Origin of the sequence: Geomesophilobacter sediminis (assembly GCF_016458275.1) — a bacterium.
GTDB classification, from domain to species: Bacteria; Desulfobacterota; Desulfuromonadia; order Geobacterales; family Geobacteraceae; genus Geomesophilobacter; species Geomesophilobacter sediminis.
Genome location: NZ_JAEMHM010000028.1, coordinates 21,009 through 37,799, shown reverse-complemented (window position 1 = coordinate 37,799; position 16,791 = coordinate 21,009). Strand labels below are relative to the sequence as shown.

Annotated in this window: 14 protein-coding genes; 4 read left to right on the top strand and 10 right to left on the bottom strand. The window is 64.8% G+C overall.

All coding sequences use genetic code 11. From position 1 onward, the window contains the following. The 9 genes from JFN93_RS23710 to rnc form a co-directional block, all read right to left on the bottom strand. A complete protein-coding gene (locus JFN93_RS23710; RefSeq protein WP_199386865.1) occupies positions 1-801 on the bottom strand; it encodes an ExeA family protein in 801 nt (266 codons plus the stop codon). Next, on the bottom strand, positions 801-2,825 hold the full coding sequence (locus tag JFN93_RS23705) for a chemotaxis protein CheA (RefSeq protein WP_199386864.1): 2,025 nt from the start codon (positions 2,823-2,825) through the stop codon (positions 801-803). The genes JFN93_RS23710 and JFN93_RS23705 overlap by 1 nt, the downstream gene beginning before the upstream one ends. A 12-nt stretch (positions 2,826-2,837) precedes the next feature. After that, positions 2,838-3,203, bottom strand: a complete 366-nt coding sequence (locus JFN93_RS23700) for a response regulator (RefSeq protein ID WP_199386863.1) — start codon at positions 3,201-3,203, stop codon at positions 2,838-2,840. Beyond that, complete coding sequence (locus JFN93_RS23695; protein ID WP_199386862.1) at positions 3,200-4,879, bottom strand: response regulator; 1,680 nt, start codon at positions 4,877-4,879, stop codon at positions 3,200-3,202. The genes JFN93_RS23700 and JFN93_RS23695 overlap by 4 nt, the downstream gene beginning before the upstream one ends. Positions 4,880-4,971: 92 nt before the next feature. After that, the gene (gene der, locus JFN93_RS23690; RefSeq protein WP_199386861.1) at positions 4,972-6,294 is read right to left on the bottom strand and encodes a ribosome biogenesis GTPase Der; all 1,323 of its coding nucleotides are present in this window, start codon (positions 6,292-6,294) and stop codon (positions 4,972-4,974) included. 291 nt (positions 6,295-6,585) lie between these two features. Next, positions 6,586-8,649 (bottom strand): Ig-like domain-containing protein, encoded by a 2,064-nt coding sequence (locus JFN93_RS23685; RefSeq protein ID WP_199386860.1) that lies wholly within the window; start codon positions 8,647-8,649, stop codon positions 6,586-6,588. A gap of 237 nt (positions 8,650-8,886) precedes the next feature. Next, positions 8,887-9,780, bottom strand: a complete 894-nt coding sequence (gene era / locus JFN93_RS23680) for a GTPase Era (protein ID WP_199386859.1) — start codon at positions 9,778-9,780, stop codon at positions 8,887-8,889. A gap of 88 nt (positions 9,781-9,868) precedes the next feature. Continuing rightward, positions 9,869-10,912, bottom strand: coding sequence for an elongator complex protein 3 (locus JFN93_RS23675; RefSeq protein WP_199386858.1), 1,044 nt, complete (start codon positions 10,910-10,912; stop codon positions 9,869-9,871). A gap of 1 nt (position 10,913) precedes the next feature. Continuing rightward, positions 10,914-11,609 (bottom strand): ribonuclease III, encoded by a 696-nt coding sequence (gene rnc, locus JFN93_RS23670; RefSeq protein ID WP_199386857.1) that lies wholly within the window; start codon positions 11,607-11,609, stop codon positions 10,914-10,916. Positions 11,610-11,792: 183 nt separating this feature from the next. Here rnc and tmk point away from each other — a divergent pair, with 183 nt between their 5' ends. From tmk to metG, 4 genes are read left to right on the top strand one after another with little or no spacing between them, the layout of a single operon-like run. After that, the gene (gene tmk / locus JFN93_RS23665) at positions 11,793-12,473 is read left to right on the top strand and encodes a dTMP kinase (protein WP_199386856.1); all 681 of its coding nucleotides are present in this window, start codon (positions 11,793-11,795) and stop codon (positions 12,471-12,473) included. Beyond that, positions 12,474-13,436, top strand: coding sequence for a DNA polymerase III subunit delta' (holB, locus tag JFN93_RS23660; RefSeq protein ID WP_199386855.1), 963 nt, complete (start codon positions 12,474-12,476; stop codon positions 13,434-13,436). 17 nt (positions 13,437-13,453) lie between these two features. Next, the gene (locus JFN93_RS23655) at positions 13,454-14,410 is read left to right on the top strand and encodes a PSP1 domain-containing protein (protein ID WP_199386854.1); all 957 of its coding nucleotides are present in this window, start codon (positions 13,454-13,456) and stop codon (positions 14,408-14,410) included. Next, complete coding sequence (gene metG, locus JFN93_RS23650; RefSeq protein ID WP_199386853.1) at positions 14,407-15,933, top strand: methionine--tRNA ligase; 1,527 nt, start codon at positions 14,407-14,409, stop codon at positions 15,931-15,933. The genes JFN93_RS23655 and metG overlap by 4 nt, the downstream gene beginning before the upstream one ends. A gap of 262 nt (positions 15,934-16,195) precedes the next feature. Here metG and JFN93_RS23645 read toward each other — a convergent pair whose 3' ends face one another. After that, on the bottom strand, positions 16,196-16,786 hold the full coding sequence (locus JFN93_RS23645; RefSeq protein ID WP_199386852.1) for a YdcF family protein: 591 nt from the start codon (positions 16,784-16,786) through the stop codon (positions 16,196-16,198). Positions 16,787-16,791 lie beyond the last annotated feature (5 nt).

Below are 16,791 nucleotides of genomic sequence, written 5' to 3'. Positions count from 1 at the left end.
TCAGGCGAGGCTCTCCCCGGCCGCCTCGTCGACGAGCTCCGCGTCGATCCAGGCGATGTCCCGGCCGAAGCCGGCCAGAAGGGCGTTGGTCGCGATGGTGTTGATCCGGCGCGGCACCCCGGCGGAAAGCTCGAAGATGCGCTGCACCGCGTCCGGCGAGAAAAGGCCGGGCACGCCGCCGGCCGCCTGGATCCGGAAATCGAGGTACTCCAGGGTCTCCTCCAGGGAAAGCGGCGCCAGGTGAAAGTTGAGCGAGATCCGCTGCCGGAGCGGCTCGTACACCGGCGAGGTGAGGATGCCGCGCAGTTCCGGCTGCCCCATGATGATCACGCTCAGAAGGTTCTTGTCGTCGAGCTGGAAGTTGGTCAAAAGCCGGATCTCGTCGAAAAGCTCGCGGTCCGGGATCAGCTGCGCCTCGTCGATGACCACCACCGGGGTCACCCGCTCCTCGTGCATCTTGAAGAGGGCGTCGGTGATCTCGGAGAGGAGCCGGTCCTTTTCCTGGGGCACCTCGCCTACCTCGAGTCCCGCGGCGATCACCCGCAGGAGCTCGGTGGACCCGAGCCTGGGGTTGATCACGAAGCAGAAGCGGCAGCGCTCCCCCATCTGGTCCATGAGCGCCCGGGAGATGGTGGTCTTGCCGCAGCCGATCTCCCCGGTCAAAAGGGCGAGCTCGCACTCCTCCACGGCGTACTCCAGGCGGGCCAGCGCCTCGCGGTGACCGGAGCTCATGTAGAGAAAGCGCGGGTCCGGGGTCACGCTGAACGGCTTCTCGGAGAGCCCGTAGAACGCCTTGTACATCAGGCGCCTCCCCGGGAGGCCTCGGCGATGATCCCCCCGACGTCGAGCACCAGGATGGTGCGCTGGTCACCCAGATCGGCGGCCCCGGAGATCCCCCGGAAGCCGGCGAAGGTCTCGCCGATCGACTTGATGACGATGTCCTGCTGCCCCAAGAGGTCGTCCACCACGATCCCCAGCCGCTTTTCGGCGACCCCGACCACGACCACGTAGAAGCTGTCCGGCACCCGGTCGCTTCGGTCGAGCTCGAAAAAGTCGTCCAGCCGCAAAAGCGGCAGGGTCGCGTCGCGCAGATCGATCACTTCCTTGCGCTCGATGGTGCGCACCTCGCGCCGCTCCACGATGATCGACTCGAGCACCGAGGTGATGGGAAGGGCGTAGGTACGCCCTGCGGTGGTGATGATGAGCGCCTTGATGATGGCGAGGGTGATGGGCAAGGTGATGATGACGCGGGTCCCGGCGCCGGGGCGGTTTTCCAGGTCGATCATCCCCGAAAGGGCGGCGATGTTGGTCCGCACCACGTCCATCCCCACGCCCCGCCCGGAGATGTCGGTCACCTGCTCGGTGGTGGAGAAGCCGGGAAGGAAGATGAGTTCCAGGGCGTCGCGCTCGGAAAGGGAATCGGGATCGCTGATCAGGCCGCGGTCGAGCGCCTTGCGTTTGACCCGCGCCACGTCGATGCCGGCGCCGTCGTCGTCCACCTGGATCACGACGTGGTTTCCCTTCTGGAAGGAGGAAAGGGTGATGGTCCCCTTCTCGTCCTTGCCCAGGGAAAGGCGCCGTTCCGGGGTCTCGATGCCGTGGTCGATGGAGTTGCGCACGATGTGCATCATCGGGTCCGCGATGTCCTCGATGATCAGCTTGTCGAGCTCGGTGTCGGCGCCCAGAAGCTTCAGCTCGACGAGCTTTCCCTGCTCCCGGGAGATCTTGCGGACGATGCGCGCCATCTTGTCGAAGAGCTGCCCGACCGGGATCATGCGGATCTCCATGACCCCCTTTTGCAGCTCGGTGAGTTTCTTTTCCAGCCCCTTGGCCGCCTTGGCCAGCTGGTGCGAGGGGACCATGAGCCCGTCGCGGCGCATCTTGGCGGCGACCTCGGCGATCATGGAATGGGAGAGGACCAGTTCGCCCACGATGTTCATGAGCTGGTCGAGCTTGCCGATGTCGACCCGGACGGTGCGGCTCATGCTCTTGGCGGAGAGCGCCTCCTGGGTCGACTCGGGGGGAGCCGCGGGGAGGGACTCGGTCCTTTGGCGTGGGGCGGGTGCGGTCTCCTCGCCCCCACCCAGGCAGACGATGCTCAGGTTCTCCCGGTCGATGAGCGGGGCCAGGGCGGCCTGGTCCAGTTCGGTGCCGAAGAGGATCTCGAAGTCGATGCCGGCCTCGAGGTTGGAGGAGGCCGAGGGGAGGGTGCTGACCACCTCGCCCAGCTGTTTCAGCTGCTCGGTGATCTCCAAAAGGTCCTGGTCGAAGCTCACCAGGAGCAGCGAGACGTGGATCGAGTAGACCTGCCGTCCCATCTTGACGTTTTCGACGAGGCGGTGCTCCTCGTACTCGGTCATCGAGCTCAAGACCCGCTCGGGGAGGTTGAGCCGCGCCAGGGGCGATTCGCCGCGGGTCGCCGCCCCACCCTTCAGGCACCCCTCGATCCGGTCGATGGTCGCACTGCAGTCGGGCAGCGCCCCATCCTCGCCGGCGTGGCGCACCAGCACCCCCAGGAGCTCCACCGCCTCGAAAAGGACGTTCACCACCGAGGAGTTGAGGTCGACACGCCCAAGCCTCAAGGCATCGAGCAGGTTCTCCAGGGTGTGCCCCACCTCGGAGACCTCCTTGAAGCCGAACATGCCGGCGAGCCCTTTCAACGAGTGGGCGGCGCGGAAGACGGAATTGACCAGGTCGGGCTGGAAGCGTCCGGTGTCGGCGCAGTCGCTCAGCGCCACCAGGTCCAGGCTCAACTGGTCCAGGATCTCCTCGGCCTCGGCCAGAAAATCCTTCACCGCCTTTCCAATGTTCTCCTCAACGCTCATAGGTGGCGGTCCCTAATCCAGGTACTTGGTGATCAGCTCCTGCAGCTTCTGGGGGTCGAACGGTTTCACCAGGTATTCGTTGGCGCCCAGGGCGAGCCCCTTCTCCAGGTCCTTCTCGCCGCTCTCGGTGGAGACGATGAAAAGCGGGATGTTCTGGTAGTTCGGGTTGTTGCGGACGTAGCTGATCAGCTCCAGCCCGTTGATGTCGGGCATGTTGATGTCGGTGATGATCAGGTCCACATGTTCGCGGGGAAGCAGCCGCAACGCCTCGAAACCACTGGCTGCCTCGACAATGGCATACTTTTCCAACTCGTCGATGGTCGAGATGAGCATCGAACGCATGGTGTTGGAATCTTCGGCAATGAGTATCCTCTTCACGTCTCCTCCTGACCTTGCTCTTGCAGCGTACGTTTCAGGAAGGCCTTTTCCATTGCTACGCCCGCCTGACTCAGGAAAATCTCCAACGCGTCGGTCTCGCCGATCGGCGTGTAGTTGGGAAGGTTATCGCCATAGAGGATCGCCACGACCTTCCCCGCGCTCACGATCGGTGCGGCAAACGCCTCCACCGGTCTCCCCTCTCCTAGTTCCTTCAGCAGCACATCATTCCAGCGCGCCTCGGGAACGACCCCCTTGAAGGGGCGGCCGCTTGCCGCGACGGTTGCCAAAACGGACGGCGCCTGGGTCGGGACCTTGAGGCTCCGGATCCGTGCCGCGGCCCGCCCGTCGCCGGAGTCGATCCCGAACTCCCCCGCGCCGACGATCCCTTCCCGGCCGACCAGGAAGATCACCCCGCGGTTCAGGAAACGGGCGGCGAACCGGAGCGCCAAAAGGATCACCCCGCCCCCCAGCGCGGGCTGGCGCAACTCTTCCAGCATGCCGGAAAGCCCGGGCTCTTCCGCTGCCGCGGCCGGCGCCGGCTCCGGCGGTTCGGCTGCCTCGCCCAACTCCTGCCGGAGTTCCTGCCCCAGGTCGAGGGGCGCTCCATCCGCGCCGAGGGCGCGCTCCAGGGAGCCCGCGAAACCATCCTCGGCCCCGCGCGCCGGCTTGTCCAGAAGCGGCACCGAGAGCTCCCGCAGGGTCGCCTCGGCCTCCTCGTCGCGCAGATCGGTCACCGCAAGGGGGGAGACGTCCGGGAAGTTGTGCTGCACCAGCTCCAAAAACTCGAGACCGCCGAAGAGGCCGGTCCCATCCATGCGGGGCATCACCAGGTCGACCACCAGCACCGGGCGCACTCCCTCGGCGTACATGGTGTCCAGCGCGATGAGGGCAGCCTCCCCTCCCCCCGCCGGGGTGACCGCATAGCCGGCCCGGGAAAGCACCCCTTCCAGCGCCTGCAGGGTGGCCGGGTCGTCGTCCACCAGGATCAGCGGACGCCCCTGGCTCAGCTCAGGGGACGGTCGCCGCAGCTCCTTAACCCCCTCGGCCGCCCGGGCATCGCTCGGGCCGGTCCGGTTAACGGTTGCGGCCGGTTCGGCCGCAGCGGCCGGTGCCTCGGGGATCAGGTTGAAGGCGAAGTCGACCTCCTCCCCCTCCTCGGCGCTGTGCCGCTTCTCGTCCAGGATCCGGGTCCCTTCCATGGCAAGCCATTGCGGGCTCACCCCCAGGTCGATGACCAACTGCAGCGGATCGACCCGGACCGCATCCGGCAGCGCGGCCACCTCCCGGATCTCGAACTCGAAGGCCCCCTCGTCCCAGTCGAAAAGGCCGAAGACCGCGGTCTCGATCTGCTCCCGCACCACGTCCTCGATCGCCTGGGCGCTCACGCCGAACTCCACCAGGATCGCGCCGAGCAGGCGGCGGTAGCCTTCCTCGGCCTGCAGGGCCAGGGCGCGCGCGAGCGTCGCGGAATCGACCACGTCGCGGGAGAGGAGTAGCTCGCCCAGCCGCGCCGGAACGTCGCTGGAACTGGCGCGGATGACGTCGCCGCGGCGAAAGAGCAGCTCCGCCTTTTTGTCGCGGTGGGAAAGGGAGAGGAGTCCCGACTTCCTGCTCAGGCTGACGATCTGCAGGATCTCCCCCAGCCCCAGGTCGTGCAGGTTGCCGACAAGACTCATGATTCCAGGTTCCTAGCCACGTTGGAAAAGCCGAAAAAAAACTGCCTCATACTAAACTATCGGTTTGTTCAAGTAAAGAATGAAGTAAGAATTTAGCGCTCTTTGCGATCTCTCCCCCGGAACATCAAATGGAGCGGTGTGCCGTTGAAACCGAACGCCTCCCGGAAGGAGTTCATGAGGTACCGCTCATAGGAAAAGTGGATCCCCTCGGGACGGTTGGTGAAGATGACGAAGGAGGGGGGCTTGGTGCCGACCTGGGTGGCGAAGTAGAACTTCACCCGCCGCCCCCCGTCCATCGGGGCGTGATGCTCTTCGACCGCCTTGGAGAAGACGCGGTTCAGCTCCGAGGTGGTGACCCGGCGCGAGAACTGCTCCATGACCAGGTCCACCTCGGCGATGATCTTCCCGGTGCGCTGGCCCGTCTTGGCCGAGATGAAGAGGATCGGCGCGAAGGGAAGGTACTTGAAGGAGCGCCGGATCTCCTCGACGAATTTCCCCATGGAGGAGTTGTCCTTCTCCAGGGTGTCCCACTTGTTGACCACGAAGATGCAGCCGCGTCCCGCCTCGTAGGCGTAGCCGGCGATCTTGGAATCCTGCTCGGTCACCCCGTCCTCGGCGGACAAGACGATGAGCACCACGTCGGCGCGCTCGATGGAGCGGAGCGCATCCATGACGCTGTACTTCTCCACCTTCTCCACCGTTTTCCCCTTGCGGCGGATCCCGGCGGTGTCGATGAGGACGTAGGGCTTCTTGTTGCACAGGAAGCGGGTGTCGACGGCGTCCCGGGTGGTGCCGGCGGTCGGGTTGGCGACCACCCGCTCGTAGCCCAAAAGGCGGTTCACCAGGGTGGATTTACCGACGTTGGGGCGCCCGACCACGGCGATGCGGGTGACGTCGCTTGCCTCGTCCTTCCCGGCGTCCACCGGGAGGACTTCCATGACGTCGTCCATCAGGTCGCCGATGCCGCGGTTGTGCTCGGCGGAAACGGTGTAGAGGCGGTCGACCCCGATGGAGTAGAAGTCGCCGGCGGCGTTCTCCTGACGGTCGCCGTCCACCTTGTTGACCACGAAGAAGACCGGCTTGTCGACGCGGCGCAGCATCTCGACCACGTCCTCGTCGGCGGGAGTGAGGCCGGAGCGCGCATCCAGCACCAAGAGGATCAGGTCCGCCTCGTCCATGGCGAACCGGGACTGCTCCCGCATCTGCTGCAGGAGGCGGTCGTTGGTCTCCGGCTCGAAGCCGCCGGTGTCGACCAGGATGAAGGGACGGTCGAAGCGGGTGACCTCGGCGTAATTGCGGTCGCGGGTGACGCCGGGCATGTCGTCGACCATGGCCTTGCGGCGGCCGACCAGGCGGTTGAAGAGCGTGGATTTCCCGACATTGGGACGTCCGACGATGGCAATGATAGGTTTCATGGCTTCCTACGCCGCGCCAAGCTTTTGTATTAAGGGCGCTTTCCAAATTCATGAGATTTTGCGGCAACCTGATCTTGTAACATTTTGCGCGTCAAGAAGCAACGTTAATACCGGAGGGCGGGGGCAATGAGACAATGAAACAATGAGCAATGGGCCCTCCCCACAAAGTCCACTCCGTCCAGCTCGTCTCCTCGTCCTTGGTGGTGCTTTTTCTGGAGCCGGCAACGACAAAAGCCGCGAAGGCAGGTGCCTTCGCGGCTTTTGGGTACTGCGGTACTACCGGGGTGCGTGCTACTGCTGCCGGGTCAGGGTGAAGTGGTAACTGCAGTTGTAACCGAGCAGGAAGTTCTCCACCACGTCGCCGGTCATGGTGTCCCCCACGACGTGGGCCAGTCCGGTGTCGGTCATCAACAGGCCGTTGCTCGGCGAGGTATAGGTGAAGGAGAACCGGAACTGGTCTCCGCTCACCGCGCCCACCAGGGAGCCGTTCCCCTCGATGGCGCCGCGCAAGGTGGGCGAGGCGGTGACCGTGCTCCCGCTTTGCCCGAGGACCAGGGTGAAGGAATAGGTCCCGAGCTCGGCGGGGTTGCCCGGATCGTCGTAGATGGTGTAGCTCCCGACCCAGGTCCCGCGGAGGTTCATGATGTCCAGCGGGGTGACGGTCACCGTGGCGACGGTGGACTTGCCCCCCAAGCTCGCCGTTATGGTCGCGCCCCCGGTGGTAAGTGGCGTGACCTTCCCGACGGTGCCGGAGGCATTGCTGACCTGGGCGACATCCGGTGCCGAAGAGCTCCAGGTGACCGAACGGCTGAGGTCCTGGGTCGTGCCGTCGGAATAGGTACCGGTCGCCATCAGGGTCCGCGTGGTGCCCAGCGGCAAGGTGAAGTCGATCGGGTTGAGCGCCAGCGAAATCAGCGTGGCCGGGGTCACCGTCACTCCGGTGGTCGCGACCACCGCCCCGGGCGCCGGAATGGTCACCGGAACCGTGGCGGTGATGGTGCCCACTCCCACGGCCAGGGCGCTCACCTTGCCGGCCACTCCGGCAGCGTTGCCGACGCCGGCCACCGTTGGTGCCGAGGAGGTCCAGGTCGCAGCGGCGGTGACATCGCGCACCGATCCGTCGGAATAGGTGCCGGTTGCGGTGAACTGGCGCGAGGTCCCCAAGGGGAGCGCCTGGTCCGCGGGAGTGACCGCCACCCGGACCAGGTAGGCCGGTGTGACGGTCAGGGTGGTATTGCCCCGCACCGAACCGACGCTGGCCGAAACGGTGGCGGTCCCGATCCCGTGCGAGGTCGCGGTCCCGGCATTGCTGACCCCGACGACGTCCGCATTGGAGGAGAGCCAGGTGACGCTCCCCATCGGCTGGGTGGAGCCGTCGGAGAACGTGCCGACGGCGGTGAGGGCAACCGAGGTCCCCAGGGGAAGCGACGGATGTTCCGGGGTGAGGGAGAGGGAAACCAGCCGCGCCGGACTCACGGTAAGCGCGGCAGTCCCTTGCACCCCCTGCAGCGTCGCCGTCACCAGCACCGAGCCCACCGAGGTCGAGGTGAAATTCCCCTCGGCCCCGCTGCCGGTCTCCGCGGCGGCGACCGCCGGATCGGAGGCCTGCCAGCTCACCTCCCGGGTAAGTTCGCGGGAAGAGCCGTCCGAATAGAGGCCGGTTGCGGTGAAGCCGCACGTGGTCCCCAAGGCGATGGTCTGGGCGGGTGGATCCAGCGAAAGCGCCATCAAGGCGGCCGGGGTCACGGTCACCGATGCCCCTCCGGTTATCCCCTGAAACGATGCGCTGATCGTCGCCGTACCGGGGGCCTCCGCGGTGGCCTGCCCGGTCCCCCCCAAGGTGACCACCGGCGCGGTGGCCGTCCAGGTCGCGCTGCCGGTGACGTCGCTCCGGGTGCCGTCGGAATAGGTCGCCGTGGCGGTGAACCGTTCCGCAGTCCCGACCGGGAGGTTCGCCACAGGGGGATCGATGGTGACGGCGGTCAGGGTAGGAACGGCCGCATTGACCGTCAGCAGCACCGGCTGGCTGGTCACCGTGCCGAGCTTGGCCGTGATGGCCGCCGTCCCGGCCGTCCCCGCGGTCACCTTGCCGCTGGTATCCACCGCGGCGACCGCCGGCGCCGACGAGACCCAGGTTACCGTCCGGGTGATGTCGCTGTGCGACCCGTCGGCATAATTGCCGGTGGCGCTCAGTTGGAGCACCGCCTGCGCGGCCAAAGTGCGATCTCCCGGAACTACCACGATGGAATCAAGGGAGGGAGCTCCCGCCCCGGCAGGAGGACTCCCCCCGGAACCGCCACCACAGCCGCAGATGCCCAAAACCAATACTAAGATCCAAAGTTTGCTTTTTCTCATGGTCCGCCTTCCTTTCCCCCCTTAACTAAAAGACAAGGCAAGCGGAGTACATTATACGATGCTAATTTATCTTTTCACAAAAAAAGCCCGCTTTCGTGACATTCCATAGATGCGCCAGCGCCGTCCGATCAAGAGCCGAGCGCTTCCCCGGGATCGGCCCCTGCGGCAACAAAAAAATCCGGCCCTTTCCGGGACCGGATTTTTTTGTTGCCGAGTGGGGTGCGTCGGTTGGACGGCTCACTCGTAGCCGAACTCCTTGAGCATGCGGCTGTTCTCGCTCCATTCGGTGCTCACCCGGACGAAGAGCTCCAGGAAGACCTTGGCGTCGAGGAGCTGCTCGATTTCCTGGCGGGCGTCGGAGCCGATCCGCTTGAGCATGGTCCCCTTCTTGCCGATGATGATCCCCTTCTGGGAGTCGCGCTCGACGTTGATGGTGGCGGCGATGGCAACCACGCCGTTTTCCCGCTCCTTGAAGCTGTCGACGACCACCGCCACCGAATACGGCACCTCGTCCCGGGTCAGGCGGAAGATCTTCTCCCGGATGATCTCGGCGACGATGAAACGCTCCGGCACGTCGGTGAGGATGTCGTCCGGGAAGTAGCACGGCCCCTCGGGCAAAAGATCGTAAACCAGCCGGACCAGCGGCTCCACCCCGTCGCCGGTTGCCGCCGAAATCGGGAAGATCTCGCGGAACGGAAACACCCCCGAGTAGGCCGACATCCGCTCTAAAAGCTCCCCTTTGGGGATCAGGTCGATCTTGTTCATAACCAGGATGACCGGGCTCTCCACCCCCGCGAGTACCTCGTGGATCATCGGCGCCTCTTTCTCCGGATCGGCAGCACCGTCCACCAGGAAGAGGATGACGTCCACCCCCTGCACCGAGGAGAGCGCCTCATCCACCATGAACCGGTTGAGCCGGCTCTTGGCGCGATGGATCCCCGGGGTGTCGATGAAGACCATCTGCCCGCCGGGGAGGTTGTGGATCCCCTGGATTCGATTGCGGGTGGTCTGGGGCTTGTCGGAGGTGATGACGATCTTCTCCCCCAGGATCCGGTTCAAAAGGGTAGATTTTCCGACGTTGGGACGCCCGATGATGGAAACGAAACCGGAACGGAAAGGTTGTTCGGACACGGTGGTCCTCCTTGAAATTGGTTGCGATACAGCCCCGATCTCCGCGGCTGGTGGCACATCTTTGGGGTTAAGCGACGGCATCAGGGAGCTAGAGCTCCAACAGGTCGACCGAACGCTCCCCGCCCCCCCAGGCAAGCGCCACGACGGTGCGGCCCAGTCCCTCCCGGGGCTGGACTGCGGCGACCTCGATCCCGAATTCCTCCTTGAGCCGGGCGAGGTTGCGGCGCCGCTGCCCGATCAGGTCGGAAATCCGGCGGGGGTGGCAGGAAAGCACCACCCGGCTGCCGCGGGGGATTTCGGCCGCCAGGACGCGCGCCGCGTCGTAGTAGAGTTCCGACTCCAAAAGCTGCCCCAGGGCCGGGTGCTCGGGCCCGGCCAGTACCACCCCGGGCGCGGCGAGCTCGATGGAAGGATGCAGCCCGATGCGCAGTACCGGCACGCCGTGCTTGAGCGCGGCCCGGAGCATCTGCTTGCCCACCGTGACCGCCGCCGGAAGGGAAAGGGGCGCGTATCCCCCCTCCCGGTAACGCCGCGCCAGCTCCGTCCCCTCCAAAACCAGCGCCGGATAGATCCGCAGGCAGGCCGGCTCGAGCTTCAGCACCCGCTCGAGCGAGGCCAGCGAACGGGCCTCGGTGTCGCCGGGAAGCCCGGGCATCAACTGGGCGCCGACCGCGATCCCCGCCTTTTTCAGATGGCGGAAGGCCTCTTCCACGTGGGAGGCCTGGTGCCCGCGCCCGGAAAGCTCCAGCACCTCGTCGTCCATCGACTGGACCCCGAGCTCGACCAGGCGCACCCCCATCCGCTTCAGGAACGAGGCATCGTCGGCGGAGACGGCGTCGGGGCGGGTGGAGACCCGGACTTTCACCACCTCCCCGCCGGCAATGAGCGGCTGCAGCGGCGCGAGGAGCCGCTCCTGGTCGGCGCGCGGCAGCGCGGTGAAGGTCCCCCCGAAAAAGGCGACTTCGACGGAGCGGCCCGGGGCGCTCCCCCGGTACTCGTGGATCCGTGCCGTGATCTCGTGGGGCGAGGGAAGGATGGGGCGGGCACCGGCGATCTTTTCCTGGTCGCAGAAGACGCAGCGGTGCGGGCACCCGAGGTGGGGAATGAAGAACGGGACCACCAGTGTTTTCAAGCTACGACTCCTTGAGCACCGAAGCCGCAGCGCGCGCCGCCGCCTGCTCGGCCTCCTTCTTGCTCCGCCCGGTCCCCTCCCCCATCAGCTTTTCGCCCAGATAAATCTCCACGGTGAAGCGGCGGTCGTGGTCCGGGCCGGTGGTCTCCTTGACCCGGTAACTCGGCAGGAGTCCGTGCCGGGTCTGCACCAGCTCCTGCAGGAAGGTCTTGTGGTCGCGGCCGTAGAGTTCGCCGGAGTCGATGAGCGGGCCAAAGTGGGCGGCAACCACGCGGGTCACCGGTTCCAGACCGCCGTCGAGGTAGATCGCCGCCAAAAGGGCCTCGTAGGCGTCGGCTAAAAGCGAGCGCTTGGTCCGGCCGCCGCTTTTCTCCTCGCCGCGCCCGAGCCTGAGCGCCTGTCCCAGGTCGAGCGCCACCGCGAGACGCCCCAGGCTCTCTTCGTCCACCAGCGCCGCGCGCAACCGGGTCAGCTCCCCTTCCCGGCTGCCGGGAAACCGGCTCAAGAGCATTCCGGACAGGAGAAAGTCGAGGACCGCGTCGCCGTAAAACTCCAGGCGCTGGTTGTCCTTGCCCCCCCGCGCCTCGTTCAGAAAGGATCGATGGGTGAGCGCCTCGTCGAGCAGGGCACGGTCCCGGAAACGGTAGCCTAAAGCCGCCTCGATCCGCTCCTGACGCTCGGCATCCGCGTTATTCATGAGTTCGTTGGGGTCCACAGTCGTCCACTATAGCCAAACCCCTCCGTCATAGCAATAGCCATGCGGCTTTGGGGGCATTTTAACCTTGCATATTTACTACCCGTCACCTATAATTTCATGATTTTATAAGGATAGGCGCGTTAATCTAAAAGCCTGTATCAGCGGCGAAAAAGAGATGGTCCCATGAGCTTTTTCATTACATTCGAAGGCATCGAAGGATCGGGCAAGACCACCCAGATGCGCCTTTTGAAGGAGCGGTTCGAAGCGGCCGGGGTAGCGGTTACCGCGACCCGCGAGCCCGGGGGGTGCCCGATCGCGGACCAGATCCGCGCGATCCTGCTCGACGCGGAAAACCACGCCATCACCCCGACCGCCGAACTGCTGCTCTACGCCGCGGCCCGCGCCCAGCACGTGGAGCAGGTTATCACCCCCGCACTGGAGCGTGGCGAGATCGTCGTCTGCGACCGCTTCACCGACGCCACCGTCGCCTACCAGGGATGCGGCCGGGGGCTCGATTTCAGCATGATCAACCAGTTGAACACCCTGGCGACCGGCCGGGTCCGTCCCGACCTGACCGTCCTGATCGACTGCCCGGTGGAGATGGGGCTGGGACGCGCCAAGGCGCGCATCGAAGGGACCCACGGCGCCAAGGAAGACCGTTTCGAGCAGGAATCGCTGCGTTTTCATGAAAAGGTACGTCACGGATATCTGGATCTCGCCGAGGCCAACCCGGAGCGGTTCGTGATCGTCGAGGGCTCCGGGAGCGTCGAGGAGATCTCGGGACGGATCGTGGCGGCACTCGCCCAGCGGGTCGTCCCGGGCGAGCCGCGTTTTGCCCTGCTCGCACAGGCGCTGGGGAGCTAGATGCCCTTTTCCGACGTCATCGGGCAGGAGCGGGCGTTAAATGTGCTCTCCCGCTCCATCACGCTCAACCGCGTGGCCCACGCCTATCTCTTCACCGGGATCGAGGGGTGCGGCAAACGCAAGAGCGCGCTTTCTTTCGTGCAGGCGATCTTCTGCGGCAAGCCGGACGCCTGCGGGGTCTGTCCCTCCTGCAAGAAGGTCGCCTCGGGCCAGCACCCCGACCTCCACATCCTGGAGGCGGACGGCGCGTTCATCAAGATCGACCAGGTGCGCGAACTGCAGAAGGAGTTGAGCTACCGTCCCTTCGAGGCACCCAAGAAGGCGTGCATCATCGACGGCGCCGAGAAGCTGAACCAGTCTTCGGGAAACGCGCTTTTGAAGACCCTGGAGGAGCCCCCCGGGGACGCACTGATGATCCTGCTCACCGCGGAGCGCGCCGGAGTACTGCAGACGATCCTGTCGCGCTGCCAGGAACTCGCCTTCCAGCCGCTTTCGGTCGAGGCGGTCGAGGGGCGCCTGGTGCGGGACGGCTTTTCCGCGGAGGCGGCGCGCATCGCGGCGACCCTTTCCGGGGGGAGCCTCAAGCGCGGCATCGAGATCGCAACCGAAGGGGTGCTCGCCGGGAGAAACGAGTTCCTGGAGCGGGTCACCTCCTTCGAGTTGTCTAACATAGCGCCGCTTTTCGCGGCGTCCGAGGAGTACGCCGCGGACAAGGACCGGCTTCCGGAACTTCTGGAACTGCTCCTTTCCTTTCTGCGCGACGTCCTCATCTACCGCCGCACCCCCGAGGCCCTGGCCAACGCCGACCTCGCGGAGCTGGTGGCCCGGGAGGCAGCGCGCTTCTCGGAGCGGCGGACCATGGAGCTCATCGAACAGCTTCTGGATATGCGCCGCCAGCTGGCCCGCAACGTAAACGCCCGGCTCGCCCTGGAGGTATTCTTCATGAGGCTCGCCGCTAGGTAGGATTAACTGGAGGTATTTTGGCAAGGATAGTCAGGATCCAATTCGGCGCCGCCGGCAAGCTCTACGACTTCACCATGGGAAAGGTTGTCTCGATGCAACGGGGCGACAAGGTGATCGTGGAGACCGAGCGGGGCAAAAGCATCGGCCAGGTGGTCGCCGGCCCCCTGGAGGTGGACGACGCGGTCCTTCCCGAGGGGATCAAGCCGGTCTTGAGGATCGCGGAACCACACGATCTGGCCGCAGCAGCCGCCAACGCCGCCCGCGAAAAGGAAGCCCACCGTTTCTGCCTCACCCGCATCAAGGAGCGGGGGATGGAGATGAAGCTCGTCAAGGTCGAGTACCTCTTCGACGGGAGCAAGGCGATCTTCTATTTCACCGCCGACGGCCGGGTCGATTTCCGCGAGCTGGTCAAGGACCTCGCCCACGCCTTCCATACCCGGATCGAAATGCGCCAGATCGGGGTGCGCGACGAGTCCAAGATGGTCGGCGGCATCGGCATCTGCGGTCGCGAGCTCTGCTGCTCGTCGTATCTGCGCGAGTTCGAGCCGGTCTCGGTGAAGATGGCCAAGGAACAGAACCTCGCCCTGAACCCGAGCAAGATCTCCGGCCAGTGCGGCCGTCTGCTGTGCTGCCTCTCCTACGAATTCGAGACCTACTGCAGCCTGCGCAAGGGGCTTCCCAAGTGCGGCAAACGGGTCCAGTGCTGCGGGATCGACGGCGAGATCGTCAAGGTGAACGTCTTGCAGGGGACCGTCACGGTGAAGACCACCGACGACAGCATGGTCCACCTCAAGGGGGATGACATCCCTCCCGAGAGCGTGAGCGACCGGGTGAAGAAGCCCCCCCAGAACCAGAAGCAGGAGCAGCAAGGAGACGCCAAGAAGGGGCCCAACCCCGGCAAACAGCGGCGCGACCGCGACCGGGAGCGCCGTCCCCAGGACGTCAAGGAGCGCAAAAAGGAGAAGCCATCATGAAACCGGCCTACTACGTCACCACACCGATCTACTACGTAAACGACGTCCCCCACATCGGGCACGCCTATACGACGCTTGCGGCCGACGTGCTGGCTCGTTATAAGCGGCTCAAGGGGTTCGAGGTCTTTTTCCTCACCGGCACCGACGAGCACGGCCAGAAAGTCGAAAAAGCAGCCAACACCGCCGGCGAAACCCCGCTGGAACTCGCCGACCGCGTGATGAAGCGCTTCCAGGCGCTGTGGGAGAAGCTGGAGATCTCCTACACCGACTTCATCCGGACCACCCAGGAGCGGCACAAGAAGGGGGTCAGCGACTTCTTCGCCAAGGTGATGGAGAAAGGCGACATCTACCTCGGCGAATACGAGGACTGGTACTGCACCCCGTGCGAGACCTTCTGGACCGAGACCCAGCTCATCGATTTCAAGTGCCCGGACTGCAACCGCCCGACCGAGAAGCTCAAGGAGGAGTCGTACTTCTTCCGGATGAGCAAATACCAGGACCAGCTCCTGGCGCACATCGAGGCGAACCCGGACTTCATCCAGCCCAAATCGCGCCGTAACGAGATCATCTCCTTCGTGAAGGAAGGGTTGCGCGACCTCTCGGTTTCCCGCACCACCTTCAAGTGGGGGATCCCGGTCCCGGGCAACGAAAACCACGTCATCTACGTCTGGTTCGACGCGCTCACCAACTACATCACCGCGCTCGGCTACCCCGACGAAGGGGGGAACTTCGAGAAGTTCTGGCCGGTCGACGTGCACCTGATCGGCAAGGACATCCTCCGCTTCCATACCGTCTACTGGCCCACCTTCCTGATGGCGGCCGGGCTGCCGGTGCCCAAGAAGGTATTTGCCCACGGCTGGTGGACCGTCGAGGGGCAGAAGATGAGCAAGAGCCTGCAAAACGTGGTCGAGCCGAACATGCTGATCGACAAGTACGGCGTGGACGCGGTCCGTTATTTCCTTTTGCGCGAGGTCCCGTTCGGCCTGGACGGCGACTTCTCCCACGCGGCGCTGGTGAACCGGATCAACTCCGACCTCGCCAACGACCTGGGGAACCTCCTGAACCGCTCCACCGCGATGCTCAACAAGTACTTCGGCGGCGAGCTGCAGACACCGGGCGCCGAGACCCCGATCGACCGGGCCTATCGGGAGAAGACCGAAGCGATGATCCAGCAGGTCGACCAGCACCTGGATGACCTCTCCTTCAGCAAGGCGCTGCAATCCATCTGGGAGGTCATCTCGGCCGGCAACAAGTACATCGACGAGACCGCCCCGTGGGCTCTCGCCAAGGATCCGGCTCAGAAAGAACGGCTGGCGACGGTGATGTACCACCTTCTCGAGTCCCAGCGGATCGTCTACTTCCTCCTCTCCGCGTTCATGCCCAAGACCAGCCAGAAAGGCCTTTGCTACCTCGGGGTGACCGAGGAGGCCAGCGCCGAAGGGCTCAAATGGGGGCTCCTCAAGCCCGGCACCAAGATCGCCAAGGCAGAGGCGCTCTTCCCGAGGATCGAGGCGGAAGGGTAAGGCGGGCTAGTAAAAGCAAGCGACTTCAAAAAAGAAAGGGACCTTCCGGTATTCGGGAGGTCCCTTTCTTTATTTGCGGGAGAAAACGGCGGTGCAGGTTTGTTATTGCTGAGCGGTCGGCAGAACTTGTGGGAGCGCCATTCCTGGCGCGATCAGCCTTGCTCATTTGCGCCAGGAACGGCGCGCCCACAGGGTACGCGGCTCTACGGGGCTGCTGTGGCAACTTGACGCAACTTCGCGAGATTACCGAGGACCATCAACATCACGAAGCCAACGGCAGCGGGCGGAGCTCACCCGGGGCGAGCAGGAAGAAGAAGCGGAACATGCAGTACTTGTAAAACTCGGAGAACAGCAGCTTGAAGCTCCCGCCGTGGTTCCACCACTCCTCTTTGAGGTTCCTCGAATCGACCGGATGGGGATAGACCGCGACGTCCTTGGGGAGCGCGTTTCTGAAGATGATGGTCGCGCGCTTCATGTGGTAGCGCGAGGTGATCAGCTTGATCGAGTTGACGTGGTGCTTCATGATCAGGTCCCGGGCGTAGATGGCGTTTTCCAGCGTGTTGCGGGAAACCTGCTCCAGGATCACCCCATCGGAACCCTCGCCTTTGTAGAGTTCGGACTTGCGCACCGAAGGGTCGACCCCGATCAGGAAGAGGAGGCGCCCCTGCCCTTCCCGGTAGAGGCGCACCCCTTCGTCGACCCTACCGCGCCCGCCGGTGAGGACGACGATGGCGTCGGCGTGCACCTCGCGCTGCTTGAGGGAGAAGGTCTTGTACACGAAGTCCACGAACAGCACGCTCAGGACCAGGCAGAGTAAAACGATCAGGGAAATCAGTCCCTTGACTAAAACCATGAGAC